12 protein-coding genes and 1 tRNA gene are annotated in these 14,029 nt (G+C 64.0%); 4 read left to right on the forward strand and 9 right to left on the reverse strand.

Features of this window, described 5'->3' with window-relative positions:
* Window positions 1-543: 543 nt before the first annotated feature.
* Window positions 544-2,433, reverse strand: a complete 1,890-nt coding sequence (locus RF641_RS10385) for a DEAD/DEAH box helicase (protein WP_113607452.1) — start codon at window positions 2,431-2,433, stop codon at window positions 544-546.
* Window positions 2,434-2,738: 305 nt separating this feature from the next.
* On the opposite strand from RF641_RS10385, the gene RF641_RS10390 reads away from it, so the two are divergent.
* Window positions 2,739-3,167 (forward strand): hypothetical protein, encoded by a 429-nt coding sequence (locus RF641_RS10390; RefSeq protein WP_047119762.1) that lies wholly within the window; start codon window positions 2,739-2,741, stop codon window positions 3,165-3,167.
* A gap of 142 nt (window positions 3,168-3,309) precedes the next feature.
* On the opposite strand, the gene RF641_RS10395 is transcribed toward RF641_RS10390, so the two are convergent.
* Entirely contained in the window at window positions 3,310-4,467 is a 1,158-nt protein-coding gene (locus tag RF641_RS10395; RefSeq protein ID WP_053798553.1) for a cystathionine gamma-synthase, read from the reverse strand.
* A 25-nt stretch (window positions 4,468-4,492) separates the two neighbouring features.
* Window positions 4,493-5,857, reverse strand: a complete 1,365-nt coding sequence (locus RF641_RS10400) for a cystathionine beta-synthase (protein WP_113607453.1) — start codon at window positions 5,855-5,857, stop codon at window positions 4,493-4,495.
* 139 nt (window positions 5,858-5,996) lie between these two features.
* On the opposite strand from RF641_RS10400, the gene RF641_RS10405 reads away from it, so the two are divergent.
* Complete coding sequence (locus tag RF641_RS10405; RefSeq protein WP_053798555.1) at window positions 5,997-6,968, forward strand: DNA-3-methyladenine glycosylase family protein; 972 nt, start codon at window positions 5,997-5,999, stop codon at window positions 6,966-6,968.
* 18 nt (window positions 6,969-6,986) lie between these two features.
* Here RF641_RS10405 and trxA read toward each other — a convergent pair whose 3' ends face one another.
* Together trxA and RF641_RS10415 are read right to left on the reverse strand one after the other, a co-directional pair.
* A complete protein-coding gene (gene trxA / locus RF641_RS10410) occupies window positions 6,987-7,361 on the reverse strand; it encodes a thioredoxin (RefSeq protein ID WP_047119766.1) in 375 nt (124 codons plus the stop codon).
* A 127-nt stretch (window positions 7,362-7,488) separates the two neighbouring features.
* Window positions 7,489-7,570: transfer RNA gene (locus RF641_RS10415), tRNA-Tyr, on the reverse strand.
* A 181-nt stretch (window positions 7,571-7,751) separates the two neighbouring features.
* Between RF641_RS10415 and RF641_RS10420 the strand changes: the two genes are divergently transcribed.
* Complete coding sequence (locus RF641_RS10420; protein WP_047119767.1) at window positions 7,752-8,240, forward strand: YajQ family cyclic di-GMP-binding protein; 489 nt, start codon at window positions 7,752-7,754, stop codon at window positions 8,238-8,240.
* 86 nt (window positions 8,241-8,326) lie between these two features.
* Here RF641_RS10420 and htpX read toward each other — a convergent pair whose 3' ends face one another.
* A complete protein-coding gene (gene htpX, locus RF641_RS10425; protein ID WP_424573117.1) occupies window positions 8,327-9,205 on the reverse strand; it encodes a zinc metalloprotease HtpX in 879 nt (292 codons plus the stop codon).
* A gap of 256 nt (window positions 9,206-9,461) precedes the next feature.
* Here htpX and rarD point away from each other — a divergent pair, with 256 nt between their 5' ends.
* Complete coding sequence (gene rarD / locus RF641_RS10430; protein ID WP_113607454.1) at window positions 9,462-10,400, forward strand: EamA family transporter RarD; 939 nt, start codon at window positions 9,462-9,464, stop codon at window positions 10,398-10,400.
* 300 nt (window positions 10,401-10,700) lie between these two features.
* Here rarD and gabT read toward each other — a convergent pair whose 3' ends face one another.
* The 3 genes from gabT to RF641_RS10445 all read right to left on the reverse strand — a co-directional run bounded on the left by gabT (window position 10,701) and on the right by RF641_RS10445 (window position 13,989).
* A complete protein-coding gene (gene gabT / locus RF641_RS10435; RefSeq protein WP_053798557.1) occupies window positions 10,701-12,044 on the reverse strand; it encodes a 4-aminobutyrate--2-oxoglutarate transaminase in 1,344 nt (447 codons plus the stop codon).
* Window positions 12,045-12,241: 197 nt separating this feature from the next.
* Window positions 12,242-12,379, reverse strand: a complete 138-nt coding sequence (locus RF641_RS10440; RefSeq protein ID WP_113607455.1) for a methionine/alanine import family NSS transporter small subunit — start codon at window positions 12,377-12,379, stop codon at window positions 12,242-12,244.
* Between the two features lie 2 nt (window positions 12,380-12,381).
* Window positions 12,382-13,989 (reverse strand): sodium-dependent transporter, encoded by a 1,608-nt coding sequence (locus RF641_RS10445; protein ID WP_047119771.1) that lies wholly within the window; start codon window positions 13,987-13,989, stop codon window positions 12,382-12,384.
* Window positions 13,990-14,029: the final 40 nt, after the last annotated feature.

A 14,029-nucleotide genomic window follows, 5' to 3' on the forward strand; every position in this document is an offset into this window, starting at 1 on the left:
CTTGTGGTATTCATTGCCGTTTTAGCGGGCTTCGCGTCCTGGCATTCACAGCGCTTTAGTCGGAGTCCAAATCACTGAACTACGCATGGCTCTGCAATCCTTCAAGACCTTTCCGGCCGCTTGCAAGGTTCTCGCGCTGTTGCCAGTCATCACCCCTCGGATCAAGCACTGCATCCCCGGTTGGACTGATCAGGCTTTGGCCAGCGAACCCACGCTCGGGCGTTGCTTACCCTGAGCCTTTTGGATTTGAGCGTAGAATGGCTGCGTTTGCCACTCATTCCCCGCCGCCGATGAATCACCTCTTCGCACGCCAGAGCGGATTTGACGGCCTTTCAGGAGTTCGTGCGGCTCCCGTGGGGCCACGTCCGGCATTCAGGTGTCCCTGAGGCCCCTCAAGACGCCGGAGACCAGGCATTCCCACATCATGGCGAGTTCTTGGCTACGGCGGCGCCAAGCAAGCCCCGGGATGCGAAGAACCCCTGGGTATGACCTTGCGGTCTTTCCCAGGGGTTCTCAGTTCACGCTGGCTAAGCCACTGGCGGCTTAGTAGTCGCGGCGACGAGCCGAATCGCTGAAGCGATCCTTGCCTCGTCCGCCGAAGCGCTTGTCGCCGCCGCCACGGCGGTCATCGCCGCGGAAGCCGCCCGAGCGCTTGCGGTCGTTGAAGCTGCCGCCACGTCCGCCGCGGTAACCGCCGCGATCCGAGTCGTCATCGCGGCGCGGCTTGCGGCCGGAGTCCAGCTCCAGGTTGATCGGCTCGCCGCCGATGCGGGTGTTGGACAGTGCACGCCACTGGTCCTTGCTCAACTCGGCTGGCAGCTCGACCAAGGTGTGGTCCGAACGGATCTCGATGCCGCCGATTTCCGAGGAGTTGAAGCCGCCCTCGTTGGCCAGTGCGCCAACAATGGAGCCCGGCTGCACGCGGTTGCGGCGGCCAACTGCCAGACGGTACATGGCGTTGCCCTCGGCGGCCGTCTTGCCACGGCGTGGGCCGCGCTCTCCGCGATCGCCACGGTCTGCGCGGTCGCGCTCCAGGCGGGCCTTCTTGGATGGTGGCATGACCGGCTCGGTCATCAGCAGCGGGCGGCCGCCCTGGGCCATGAGGGCCAGGGCCGCAGCGATTTCAAGGTGGTCCAGGTCCTCGTGCTGGGCGGCGAACTGCTCCACGATTTCGCGGAAGGTGCCCAGGTCCTGGCCGGTGATGGTTGCATCGATGCGGTCGGTGAACTTCTGGATGCGGCGGTTGTTCACCGAATCCAGGGAAGGCAGCTGCATCTGGGTCACCGACTGGCGGGTAGCCTTCTCGATGGCGCGCAGCAGGTACTTCTCACGCGGGGTCATGAAGAGGATCGCGTCGCCCTTGCGGCCTGCGCGGCCGGTACGGCCGATGCGGTGCACGTAGGACTCGGTGTCGTGCGGGATATCGAAGTTCACGACGTGCGAGATGCGCTCGACGTCCAGGCCGCGGGCGGCAACGTCGGTGGCGACCAGGATGTCGATCTTGCCCGAACGCAGGTTCTCGACCGTGCGCTCGCGCTGCTGCTGCGGGATGTCGCCGTTGATGGCTGCAGCGGTGAAGCCGCGGGCCTTCAGCTTGTCGGCGAGGTCCTCGGTGGCCATCTTGGTGCGCACGAAGGCGATGACGCCGTCGAATTCCTCGGACTCGAGGATGCGGGTCATGGCGTCCAGCTTGTGGGCGCCCATGACCTGCAGGTAACGCTGGGTGATGTTGGCGCCGGTGGTCTGCTTGGACTTGACGGCGACTTCCTGCGGGTTGCGCAGGTACTCTGAAGCAATGCGGCGGATGGTGCGTGGCATGGTGGCCGAGAACAGGGCAACCTGCTTCTCTTCCGGGGTGGCTTCCAGGATCTTGTCGACCTCTTCGGCGAAGCCCATGCGCAACATTTCGTCGGCCTCGTCCAGCACCATGTACTGCAGGTTGGACAGGTCAAGGGAACCCTTGTTGATGTGGTCGATCACGCGACCCGGGGTGCCGACGACAACCTGTGCGCCGCGGCGCAGGCCGGCCAGCTGCGGGCCGTATGGCGAGCCGCCGTAGACAGGCAGCACGGTGAAGTCAGGAAGGTACTTGGCGTAGGAGGTGAAAGCCTCGGCAACCTGCAGCGCGAGCTCGCGGGTCGGTGCCAGAACCAGGATCTGCGGGGTGGTGGCCGGACCGTTCAGGTCGGCCAGCTCTGCCATGCGGGAGAGCGCAGGCAATGCGAAAGCGGCAGTCTTGCCGGTACCGGTCTGGGCCAGACCGACAACGTCGCGGCCGTCGAGCAGCAGCGGAATGGTGGCGGCCTGGATCGGCGACGGCTTTTCGTAGCCCAGGTCGGCCAGTGCAGCAAGCACGCGGGCATCAAGACCAAGTTCGCTGAAGGTAACCGTTGGTTCCTCGGTGGTCTGGGTGTCGGCAGTGTTTACGGGCATGTCAGAAGACACGAAGAATTACCTCATTCGTTAGGGGAATAGGCCTAGCCGTCCCCAAAGAAACGACACAAGGCTACACAGTCAGAAAACAAGTCACGCTCATCAAGCGCTCCCCTATGACATAAAGACCCGCACACACTTTGCGGAGATACAACACGAGAAGGCTCTAACCTCAAAAATTGGGCCAGATGCAAGGGATACCCTGATGTTCGCGAACACTTAATGCTAACGAACCCTGCCCCTGTTTGTCAGCGCCAGGGGTGTGTGAGATCGGGCACCGCTACTCACCCAGTAGGCTTGAAATCGTGAATATTCGTGATTTTCCAAGGCGTCCGGACGAGCCGGTCCCCGGCGGGCTGCTCATCTCGCAGCTGCTCTGGGTACTGGCCGGAGTGCTCTTTCTCGGCTTCGGGGCATTCCTGGTTTACGAGCAGACCCAGCGCGGTTCGTTGGACCTTGCGGCCATGTCGCTGGTTGCGCTGCTGTTGGCGGCCGGCGTCGCTTTCGGCGTTCTGGCCTACCGCTTGTTTCTCGGCCAGCGCTCGGCGCGGGCCCAGCTGACCTGGGTCGGGCTGATCGCGGCGCTGCCCATGGTGCTGCGCATGGGACGCTATTCGATCCTGGCGGCCATTGTGCTGTTCAGTGTCGCGCTGATGTGGGTGCCGGCCAGCAACCGCTACTTCAAGGTGGTCTCCCCCAAGCCACGCAAACGCGGCCCGGTGCCTCCGCGCTGACGGGCACTCCGCCTCGCAGCACCCGGGCCTCCGGGCACCAGAGAAAAGACCGAAAATGCGCGCTGAACCCGGGGACGGGTTCAGCGCGCATTTTCAGTTCTCGGCCGGATGGCTTTCCTCCGGCGCGGGGCTCCTGCCTCGGCTACAGCGCGGAGAAGGCCCGCTCCAAGTCGTCAATCAGGTCCGCGGCGTCCTCGATGCCCACCGAGAGGCGCAGCAGGTTCACCGGAACTGCCAGTTCGGTGCCCTTGACCGAGGCGTGGGTCATTTCCGAGGGGTAGTTCATCAGCGATTCGATGCCGCCCAGCGATTCGGCCAGGGTGAACAGGCGAGTGCTTTCCGCGACCTTGCGGGCCGCGGCCTCGCCGCCGGCGAACTGCACGGAAACCATGCCGCCGAAGCCGCTCATCTGCGCTTTGGCGATGTCGTGGCCCGGATGGTTTTCCAGGCCCGGGTACAGCACGCGCTCGACTTCCTTGCGCTCCCCCAGCCAGGCTGCCACCTGCGCGGCGTTTTCCGAGTGGGTGCGCATACGCACGCCCAGGGTCTTCAGTCCGCGGGTGGTCAGGAATGCGTCCATCGGACCCGAGACCGCGCCGACGGCGAACTGGATGAAGCCGATCTTCTCGGCCAGCTCGGAGTCCTTGACGATCACCGCGCCGCCGACCACGTCGGAGTGGCCGCCGATGTACTTGGTGGTCGAGTGCACCACGATGTCCGCGCCCAGGGTCAGCGGCTGCTGCAGGAACGGGCTGGCGAAGGTGTTGTCCACGACCAGCAGCGCGCCGGCCGCGTGGGCGATCTGCGCGGCCTTGGCGATGTCGGTGATCTTCATCATCGGGTTGGACGGGGTCTCGACCCACACCAGCTTCGCCTTGTTCTTCTCGATGGCCGCGGCCAGCGCCGCATCGTCGCCCATGTCCACCGGGGTGTTGCCGATGCCCCAGGCACCCAGCACGCGGTCGATCAGGCGGAAGGTTCCTCCATAGGCGTCGTTGCCCAGCACGATGTGGTCACCGGGGCGCAGGATGGCGCGGATCAGCGAATCCTCGGCGGCCAGTCCAGAACCGAAGGAGAAGGCGTGCGTGCCGTGCTCGGCGGCGGCCAGCTGGGCCTGCAGCGCGTCGCGGGTCGGGTTGCCACCGCGGCCGTACTCGTAGCCACCGCGCAGGTTGCCGATGCCGTCCTGGGCGTAGGTCGAGGAAAAGTGCAGCGGCGGCACCACGGCGCCGGTGACCGGTTCGAAGGCCTGGCCGGCGTGGACGAAACGGGTGTTGGATCCCTGGGGATTTTCAGTCATTGAAAGTGTGTCCTTTGCGAAATCTCTAGCGGGTGACATAGGCCAGCAGGTCGGATGAAGTCAGTGCGGCGACAACCTCGCCGTCTTCGGTCAGCAGCGCGGCGGGGCAATGCTCCAGCAACTGGCGTGCGCGGTCCAGGCTCTCCCCCACTCCCAGCAGTGGGACCGGCAGCGATTCCAGGTCCGCCAAGGTGCTGTCCGGAGCGGCCCCGGCAAGCAGCGCCTCGGTGAGCTGGCCAGCGCCGACGACCCCGCGGACCTCGCCGATGCGGGCCGGAAGCTGCGCCGTGGCGACGACCAGCGCGTCGGCTCCGGATTCGCGCAGCAACGCGGCAGCCCGGGCCAGCGTGGCGTCCGGGCCAATTGTCATGACCGGTTCGGTCGCCAACGCCGTGGCCACGCGACGCAGCTCTGAGTTCTGCTCGCCGGTGAAGCCCTGGGTCAGCATCCATGATTCGTTGTAGATCTTGGCCAAATAGCCGCGGCCGCCGTCCGGGGCGATGACTACCACAACGTCGTTTTCGTCGAGGTCCTTGGCGATACGCAGGGCCGCAGCCACGGCCATGCCGGAGGAGCCGCCCAGCAGCAAGCCTTCTTCCTTAGCCAGCCGGCGCGTCATGGCGAAGGCTTCGGCATCGGTGACCGCCTGGACCTCGTCGGGCACGGCCGAGTCGTAGTTGCCGGGCCACATGTCCTCGCCGACGCCTTCGACGAAGTACGGGCGGCCGGTGCCGCCGGAATAGACCGAGCCATCCGGATCCGCGGCGATGACCCTGACCGGGCCGGAGGCGCGATCGGCGGAAATCTGCTTGAGGTAGCGCCCGGTGCCGGTGATGGTCCCGCCGGTGCCGGCGCTGATCACCACGTGGGTCAGCTTGCCGTCGGTGTCGGTCCAGATTTCAGGTCCGGTGGTTTCGAAGTGGCTGTCCGGGGCTCCGGGGTTGGAGAACTGGTCCGGCTTGTAGGCGCCGTCGATTTCGGTGACCAAGCGGTCGGAGACCCCGTAGTAGGATTCAGGAGAATCCGGAGCTACCGCCGTGGGGGTCACCACGACGTCGGCACCGTAGGCGCGAAGCACGTCGCGTTTTTCCTCCCCGACCTTGTCCGGGGTGACGAAGACGGTGTTGTAGCCCTTAAGCTGCCCCACCATGGCCAGGCCGACCCCGGTGTTGCCGCTGGTGGGCTCCACGATGGTGCCTCCGGGCTTCAGTTCGCCGCTTTGCTCGGCGCGCTCGATCATCTTCAGCGCGATGCGGTCCTTGATGGAGCCGCCCGGGTTCAGGTATTCGAGCTTCACGAGTACCGTGGCCTTGACGCCTTCGGTCACGCGGTTGAGCTTGACGAGCGGTGTGTTGCCGATCAGGTCCAAAACAGTAGGCGCATACTTCATGTCAAGAACTTTACCGGCGGGTGTCACACTTGTCGTTGCCGTTCGTAGCTTAACGTCACGCAGTCCCCGCACGCCCATCCACGGTGTTAACACGGGCCGCACGGCGGCGGGCCGGCATAAGGAAAGGAAGCAGCCGAGCATGCAATTGGACCAGGACGCAGTCACCGGAACCTACGCCCCGCAGGGACCGGTCTCTTTGGGCAGGTCGCTAGGTGTTCTGCGCCGCGGTCTGGGCGATCCGACCATCCGGCTGTCCGCTTCCGAGGCCTGGTTGGCGTTCACGACGCCGGCGGGCGACGCCTCCCTGCGAATTCTCAAGCCCACGCTTAACGCGCCTGCAACATTCCAGGGGTGGGGTCCCGGCGCCCACTGGGCCGTGGATTGCGCCCCGGATCTACTGGGCGCCAGCGATGACTGGAGCGGTTTCGACGCTCCGGAGTTCAGCGCCACGTTGCCGGAGATCGTGCAGCATACCCGCACCCTGCACCGGGACGTCGTCCTGCCGCGGACCAACCGGATCTTCGAGCATCTGCTGGGCGCAGTGCTGGAGCAGCGAGTCACGGGGATCGAGGCGAACTACGCATGGCGCTGGCTGATCCGCCATAAGGGACGGCCGGCGCCCGGACCGGTGCCCGATGGGCTGCGGATCGCCCCAGGTGCGGCCCAGATCGCTACGATGAATCGTTGGGATTGGCAGGCCGCGCGCGTGGACCAGAAGCGGGCAACTGCCCTGCGCCAGGTAGCGGCGGCGGCTGGAAGCCTCCAGTGGTGGGCCGGTCAGCCGATTGACGCGGCGAAGCCGGCGGCGAGAAAACCCGGGACTCTGGAGGTTGCGTTGCTCTCGCTGCCGGGTATTGGTCCGTGGACCGTGGCCGAGACGCTGCAGCGTTCGCACGGTTCGGCGGATTTCGTTTCGGTGGGAGATTTCCATCTGGCCGCGTTCGTGGGCCAGGTGCTCACCGGAAGGCGTGTGGATGACGCCGGAATGATGGAACTTCTTGCTCCGTTCGCTCCGCATCGGCAGCGAGTGGTTCGCCTGCTGCAGCTTTCGGGCGAACGGAAGCAAAGCTTCGGGCCCCGCTATGCGCCGCTGGATCACCGGGAGCGCTAGAACCCGAAGCGTAGGTGCTTAGGATTCCGCCTGGGCGGCTTCCTGGGCGATCTGCGCGTGGACCTCGCCCATGTCGATGCCCTTGACCGCGGTGACCAGGTCTTCGAGCTGGCTCGCGTTCAGTGCGCCTGCCTGCGAGAACACGAGGACCTTTTCACGGAAGGCCATGATGGTCGGGATGGAGGTGACGTTGGCGGCGCGGGCCAGGCCCTGCTCTGCTTCGGTGTCGACCTTCGCGAAGACGACATCGGTGAACTTCTCCGAGGTCTGCTCGTACACTGGGGCGAACTGGCGGCAGGGGCCGCACCACGCAGCCCAGAAATCCACGAGGACAATGTCGTTCTCTTCGATCAGCTGCGCGAAATCGTTTTCGCTCACATTTTTAGTTGCCATGCTTACACGGTAGCGGACGAGCGCGGTGAATACCCAGAAATGGGAGATTTAACAAACCTTTGCCATTTCGGGAATAGCTTCCGGTTAATCAAAAAACTCCCAGATCTTTCGATCTGGGAGTTATTTGTGGCAGATACTGGATTCGAACCAGTGAAGGCGTTGCCAGCTGATTTACAGTCAGCCCCCTTTGGCCACTCGGGTAATCTGCCGAGTCGCTCCGTTTGGGAACATTTGTTCTTGTCGGAACGAGAAATAACTCTACAGGAGATTTTCAGTGATGTGAAATCGAGAGGGGTCTTTTTGCTGTAACCCTGATCACAGCCGGTTTTCGGGGCCCAAACCCGGTAGTCTTGGACTCGAATCTGAACCGTTACATCTAGGAGTATTCACATGGCTAGCGATTCCAGTTTTGACGTTGTCAGCAAGGTGGACAGCCAGGAAGTAGCCAACGCGCTGCACCAGGCCCAAAAAGAGATCCAGCAGCGCTACGACTTCAAGGGCGTCGGGGCAGAGATCGATTTCAGCGGCGAGAAGATCCTCATGAAGGCCGCCTCGGAAGAGCGCGTCAAGGCAGTCCTCGACGTCTTCCAGTCCAAGCTGGTCAAGCGCAACATCTCGCTGAAGTCCCTGGACGCCGGCGAGCCGTTCGCCTCGGGCAAGGAATACCGCATCGAAGCCGCCATCAAGGAGGGCATCGCCCAGGATGTCGCCAAGAAGATCAACAAGCTGATCCGCGACGAGGGCCCGAAGGGTGTCAAGTCCATCATCCAGGGCGACGAGCTGCGCGTCTCTTCCAAGTCCCGCGACGACCTGCAGAGCATCATCGCGTTGCTGAAGGACTTCGAAGAAGCCGACCTCCAGTTCATCAACTACCGCTAAGCGTCCACCGCTGCGGTACGACCTAGGCGAGGAGCCCCAGCCGGGGCTCCTCGCCTATTTCCATCTAACCGGTGCGATACCGGAGTTTAGTACTGCTGGCCGCCGGCCATGGACTCCAGGCGCGCAATACGCTGGTCCATTGGCGGGTGGGTGGAGAACATCTGCTTCAGCTTCGAACCGAACGGGTTGGCGATCATCAGGTGCGAGCTGTTGACCAGCTTCTGATCCTGGGCGGGCAACGGGGCCGCGCTGATGCCGCTTTCAAGCCGGCGCAGCGCGCTGGCCAGGGCCAGCGGGTCGTTGGTCAGCTTGGCGCCGTCCTCGTCCGCGTCGAACTCGCGGGTGCGGCTCACGGCCATCTGGATGATCGACGCGGCAATCGGAGCCAGCAGGGACAGCGCGATCAGCGCGATCGGGTTGACGTTGCGGTTCTCGTTGTTGTTTCCGCCGCCGAAGAACAGCAGGAACTGCGCCAGCGAGGTGATCACGCCGGCGATGGCCGCCGCCACCGAGGAGGTGAGGATGTCGCGGTTGTAGACATGCATCAGCTCGTGGCCCAGCACCCCGCGCAGCTCGCGCTCGTTGAGCAGCTGCATGATGCCCTCGGTGCAGCACACCGCGGCGTTCTCCGGGTTGCGTCCGGTCGCGAACGCGTTCGGCGAGGCGGTCGGCGAAACGTACAGGCGCGGCATCGGCTGCTGGGCATTCATCGACAGCTCGCGCACGATCCGGTAGATTTCCGGCTGCTGCTCCTCGGTCACCGGGTAGGCATGCATCGAGCGCAGCGCGATCTTGTCGCTGTTCCAGTAGCCGTACGCGGTGGTGGCCACGCCGATCAGGGCGAAGATCCAGATGAAGCTGGCGTTGCCGGTGCCGTTGGCAATCAGGGAGCCAATTGCCAGGAGCAACGCAAACATGCCGCCAAGCAAAAGGGCCGTCTTGAATCCGTTGTTGTGTCCATGCACGATGGCGTACTCCCCTAATCATGAATTCGTACTTAGTCTTCCTAGTCTAGTCAACGTACGGAAACGCCGCACCGTTCCGCTGCGGGGAGAAAACCTGCGCCGCGGCAGGGTGATCTTGGCAACGCCGGCGGTTAATGAAGCGAAACGGGGAACGCCGCGCACGGCTCGATGTTATAGCGTGTGATTTGTATCCACTTCTTGATAAGAAGTTTCCGGGCTCACCGCAGTCCTCCCTGTTCGAAAGCCGATCCGCCGCATGACACCACGCACCGTGAACCCCATCCGCTCGCAGCACAGCTACGGCTTGATCCAGGGAAGCACCGCCTACCTCATCTGGGGCCTGCTCCCGGTCTATTTCCTCATGCTCCCGCAGATCTCGGCCTTCGAGTTCGTTGCGGTCCGAGTGGTCTTCTCCTTGGTTTTCTGCGTCCTGCTGCTGCTTGCGACCAAGCAGATGCGCCAGTTCGCGGCCATGTTCAAGGAAGGCAAGACCATGCGGCAGCTGGCGCTGGCCAGCTTCCTGATCGCGGCGAACTGGGTGCTCTACGCGGTGGCGGTGCTGACCGGACACGTGCTGGAGGCGTCGCTGGGCTACTTCATCAATCCGATCGTGGCGATCCTGCTGGGCGTGCTGGTGCTGAAGGAACGGTTGCGGACCCTGCAATGGGTGGCAGTGGGCTTCGCCTGCCTCGCGGTGATCGTGCTGACCATCGGCTTGGGCCGGGTTCCGTGGATCTCCCTGGGCTTGGCCTTCTCCTTCGGCTTCTACGGCCTGGTGAAGAACCAGGTGGGCCAGAGCGGCACTGCGCTGGGCACACTGACCATGGAGACCCTGTGGCTCGCTCCCCTGGCCGCCGTGTTCATCGGCTGGCTAGCCATGGCCGACGCCTCGGCCCTGTTTGCGGCCGATCCGGCCACGGTGCTCCTGTTGGCCGCCAGCGGCATCATTACCGCTGTGCCGCTGCTGCTCTTCGGCGGGGCTGCCCGGCGCTTGCCGCTGAGCACCGTCGGCTCCCTGCAGTTCCTGGCTCCGCTGATCCAGTTCATCCTCGGACTGCTGGTCTTCGGCGAGCAGATGCCGGTGGAACGCTGGATCGGCTTCGGGCTGGTCTGGATCGCCGTCATCATCGTACTGGTCGACATGCTGCGCGCGCCCAAGGCCGGCACCATGCCGGAGCCCAAGCAGCTCGTCTAAGGCTCCCTCCGCGCGCAGCGAGGCCCGCAGCTTCTTCCAGTTCTTCGGGAAAGCAGCTGCGGGCCTTGTTCATTAGCTGAACCGCATGCCCCGCTTCTTGAGGCCTTCTGGCCGCTCCAGCGCACCCGTCCCGTGCTGCTTCACTTCCCGGCCGACAGGTCGCCTGCAGCGCCCGGCCGGGTGCCTCCCCGCGCGGGTGCGACGCGGAAGGCCGGGAAGTCCCCGGTTAATGCACGGCATCCCGCACAGCGCGAGCTGTGCGGGATGCCGTTTGCGGTGGGTTTATCCGTTCGCTGCCAATTAGGCGGCGTGCTTGCGGATTGCTGCTTCCAGAACATCGAACGCGTCGGTGAGCAGCTCGTCGCCGATGACCAGTGGTGGCAACAGGCGGACAACGTTGCCGTAGGTGCCGCAGGTCAAGATGAGGACACCCTGGGCCAGGCACTCGTCGGCGATGGCCTTGGTTACGGCTGCGTCAGGCTGCTTGCCGCCGGCCTTGACGAATTCCAGCGCGATCATCGCACCGCGGCCACGGACGTCGCCCACTGCCGGGACGTCCTTCTGCAGCGCGGTGAAGCGGGTGAAGAACTGCTCCTGGATCTCGCGGGCGCGGCCCGAGAGGTCCTGCTCCTCCATGAACTTGATGGACTCCAGCGCAGCTGCCACGGCAACAGGGTTGCCGCCGTAGGTGCCGCCCAGGCCACCGCCGTGCACGGCGTCGATCAGTTCGGCGCGGCCCACGATGCCCGACAGCGGCATGCCACCGGCGATGCCCTTGGCCACGGTGATGATGTCCGGCTCGATTTCCTCGATGTCCGAGGCGAACCAGGAGCCCGAGCGGGCGAAGCCGGCCTGGACTTCGTCGGCGACGAAGACGATGCCGTTTTCCTTGGCCCATTCGGCAATGCGAGGCAGGAAGCCGGTGGCCGGGACGATGAAGCCGCCCTCGCCCTGGATCGGCTCGATGATGATCGCGGCGATCTGGTCGCCGCCGATCTGCTTCTCCATGGCCAGGATGGCGCGCTCAGCGGCTTCCTTGCCCGAGATGTTCGGGTTCTCTTCGCGGTATGGGTAGCTCATCGGCATGCGGTAGATCTCCGGCGCCAGCGGGCCGAAACCGCGCTTGTACGGAGCTGCCTTGGCGGTCAGGCCCATGGTCAGGTTGGTGCGGCCGTGGTAGGCGTGGTCGAAGGCAACCACTGCCTGGCGGCCGGTGGCCACGCGGGCCACCTTGATGGCGTTCTCCACTGCCTCGGAGCCCGAGTTGAAGAATGCGGCGCGCTTTTCGAAGCTGCCCGGGGTGATGGAGGCAAGCTTCTCTGCCAGCTCGATGTAGCCCTCGTACGGGGCGACCATGAAGCAGGTGTGGGTGAAGCGCTGGGCCTGCTCGGCGACGGCCTTGGCCACTGCCTGGTTCGAGGCGCCAACGGTGGTCACGGCGATGCCGGAGCCGAGGTCGATCAGCTGGTTGCCGTCCACGTCGACGATGATGCCGCCGTCAACGTCTGCAGCGTACACCGGGAGGGTCGAGGCGACGCCAGCTGCCACCGCGTTGGCGCGGCGAGCGGTCAGCTCCTGAGACTTGGGGCCTGGGAATGGGCCTTCGAGCTTGCGCTTCTGTTCAATGCGGTAGGTAACGTCCACCAGCTTTTCCTCTCACTATGGCTCTTGCATCCGCCGAGGAATGCAAAGTTCTAGTAGCAGAATATGTTGGCGCGAAACGTTGCACTACCGGATTCAGCACAAGGAGCTGCCGGCTTGGTAGTGCAAGTGCACAGACAAAGCGCGGCCCCCGTTCCGCGAAGGAACGGGAGCCGCGCTGGTGCTGCCGTGAATCGAGGCTACAGCGAGTGTGCCGGCTCGATCACGTCGTCATCGGTCTTCTCCGGGTGACGCGACAGGTGGATGAGGGCTAGGGCCAGGCCGCCCCAGATGGTGAGCATCGAAATGATCATGAAGACAATCGCCAGTGCGCTCATTGTCAGTATTCCTTTCCTGCGGGTTCCGGAATTTCCTCGGCTTCGACGTTCTTCTTGTGCTGGTGGAATTCCGGGTCATCAAGCTTGGACTTCTTGCTCCACGGAACCATGGACAAGATGATTGCGCCCACGATCAGCGCACCGGCCATGCCCCAGCCGAAGACACCGTTGAACCATGCCGGATAGCCGGAATACTGCTCGGCCATCTTGGTCTGGACTTCGTTGATGAGCATGTAGCCCAGCGCTGCCGGGCCGACGCCGCCAACCAGGACTTTCCAGCCGGTGCCCACCTTGATGGAGCTGTGGCGGTTAAGGTGCTTGGCCAGCTTCGGGAGCATGCCCAGGCCGGCGCCGAGGACGATCACGATGACCAGTGCGCAGGCAAGGATGCCGAACTGGTTCACGAACGCGTCCATGGTGTCCAGCAGGTACAGGCCCGTGGTGGTCGGGAACAGCGCCAGGGAAATCAGCGCGACCGGGATGGTCACGATCAGGGTCGCCGGTGCGCGGCGCCAGCCCAGCTTGTCCTGGAACGCCGCCACGATCACTTCGAGGATCGAGATCAGCGAGGTCAAGCCGGCGAAGACCAGCGAACCGAAGAACAGCACGCCGATGACCGAACCCAGCGGCGCCTGCGACACGATGGTCGGGAAAGCGATGAATGCCAGGCCGATGCCGCTGACCGCGACCTCGTCCACGCTGGAGTTCGCGTTGTAGGCCATGAAGCCAAGGGCGGCGAACACGCCGATGCCTGCCAGCAGCTCGAAGCTCGAGTTGGCGAAGGCCACCACGTAGCCGGAACCGGTCAGGTCGCTCTTGCGCTTCATGTAGGAGGAGTAGGTCACCATGATGCCGAAGGCCACGGAGAGCGAGAAGAAGATGTGTCCGAAGGCAGCAGCCCAGACGCTCGGGTTCTTCAGCGCTTCGAAGTTCGGCGTGAAGAAGGTGTTCAGGCCGTCGATGGCGCCGGGCAGGAAGACCGACTGGACCACGAGGACCAGGAACATGATGATCAGCAGCGGCATGAAGATGGCGTTGGCGCGGGAAATGCCCTTGTTCACGCCGGCCACCATGATCACGATGGCGATCAGCCAGACGGCGAACATCGGGATCAGCACCGGGCCGACGAAGTCGAAGCCAACGGTGACTTCTTCCTGGACCTTCAGGAAGTCGTTCATGAAGAATCCACCGGCGCCGTCAGGGTTCTTGTCCCAGGCCTTGGTGATGGAGAACCAGCAGTACATGGCGGCCCACGCAATGATGGCCGCGTAGTAGATGGCGATGATGAAGCAGATCAGGACCTGCCACCAGCCGAGCACTTCGGCCTTGCGATTCGCGCGGCGGTAGGACAGCGGGGCCGACCCGCGGTAGCGGTGGCCGACTGCGTAGTCCAGGAACAGCAGCGGAATACCGGCGCACAGGATGGCAACCAGATAAGGGATGAGGAATGCGCCGCCGCCGTTTTCGTAGGCGACGTAGGGGAAACGCCAAATATTTCCCAGACCAACGGCCGAACCGATCGCGGAGAGAATGAAGAGTTTGCGTGACGAGAAAGTCTCACGCTTGTCTGATGCGAGCGGAGCGCCCTGAGTAGATGATTGAGAGCTCATGTCACTAAGCTAGCGCAAAAATTTCGCAATGTGGTCACTT

Origin of the sequence: Arthrobacter sp. 'calajunan', from assembly GCF_046940185.1 — a bacterium.
In the GTDB taxonomy this organism is placed as follows: Bacteria; Actinomycetota; Actinomycetes; order Actinomycetales; family Micrococcaceae; genus Glutamicibacter; species Glutamicibacter soli.